The 1105-nt window shown below is 38.6% G+C and carries 2 protein-coding genes and 1 pseudogene; all 3 read left to right on the top strand.

The window, feature by feature from the left end; all coding sequences use genetic code 11:
* The first annotated feature begins 134 nt into the window (after nt 1–134).
* Nucleotides 135–368, top strand: coding sequence for an ERF family protein (locus tag ACFIKE_RS11110; RefSeq protein WP_375649987.1), 234 nt, complete (start codon nt 135–137; stop codon nt 366–368).
* 65 nt (nt 369–433) lie between these two features.
* Nucleotides 434–730, top strand: coding sequence for a hypothetical protein (locus ACFIKE_RS11105; RefSeq protein WP_375649985.1), 297 nt, complete (start codon nt 434–436; stop codon nt 728–730).
* 1 nt (nt 731) lies between these two features.
* A pseudogene (locus ACFIKE_RS11100) lies at nt 732–1105 on the top strand (lambda exonuclease family protein); the annotation flags it as partial.

Genomic DNA, 1105 nt, shown 5'->3' with positions numbered 1-1105 from the left:
TGGAGCTTATTTTAGAAAGAGCTTTAGAAAATGATGTCGATATGGATCGTCTCAAGCGTCTTCTTGAATTGCGAGAAAAAGAAATAAAACGATAAGAGCGCCAAAACTTTGTCTCCGATCTTTCCGTTAAGCAAATCGAATATCAAAAGATTGAAAAAACTGCTAAGAATAACCATACAAACAGCAAATACGCTACGCTTGATCGGTACATTGATGCTGTAAAGAAGGGGCTTGCACAATACAACTTTGCTTTGTTTGCTCGTATTAAAAGTCAAACAGCAACAGAAGTTACCATAGAAATAACTCTGTCTCATCCTTCAGGCAATCAAATCTCAACAGATAGAACATTTCCAATTGAGACAGTATAGGCTCTAAAAATAGTATACAATCAGTTGGTTCCACACTTACCTACGCACGGAGATACCTGTTAGGCATGCTTCTTAATGTAGCAAGCAAAGAGGATGATACAGATGGTCAAACGCAAACCAAAGAAGGCGATACAAATAATCAAAAAGTTTCCTCTAAACAGATAAAGAAAATCGAAGAATTAGTTAAAGAAACAGGGACAAATGAAAGTAATCTTCTCTATTTTGCAGAAGCAGAAAAACTAACAGATATGTCTTGTGAAAAAGCAGAATTGGTTTTGGGGCATTTGGAAAGAAGGAAAAATATTCAAAAAGAAAGCGCTCTACAATCGCTCCCACCACAAGAGCAACAAACGGCGGTGTGAGATGGAGCAACGAACAGCAGAATGGTTTCAAGCGCGCTTAGGTAAAGTCACCGCATCAAACATTTACAGCGTACTCAGTAAGACAGCAAAAGGTTTGCCTACAAGCAAATATGAAGACTACAAAACGAAACTCATGATAGAACGCTTAATATAGGAAATAAGCCAATCTTGTACAACACCTGCTATGCAATGGGGCATTGAACATGAAGAGAATGCCTTGAGAGAATATTAATTCATTTATGACGCAGAAGTCACAAGATGCGGGTTTATCCCACACCCAAAAATGAAAATGGCGGGGGCAAGTCCTGATGGGTTCATTGGAGAGGACGGTTTAATCGAAGTCAAATGTCCACAATCAACAACTCATCTTCGTTT

The sequence above is a fragment of the Bartonella sp. MU70NMGDW genome (assembly GCF_042194085.1).
GTDB classification, from domain to species: Bacteria; Pseudomonadota; Alphaproteobacteria; order Rhizobiales; family Rhizobiaceae; genus Bartonella; species Bartonella grahamii.
The sequence above is the reverse complement of the archived record's forward strand: the minus strand, read 5'-3'. Positions and strand labels throughout refer to the sequence as shown.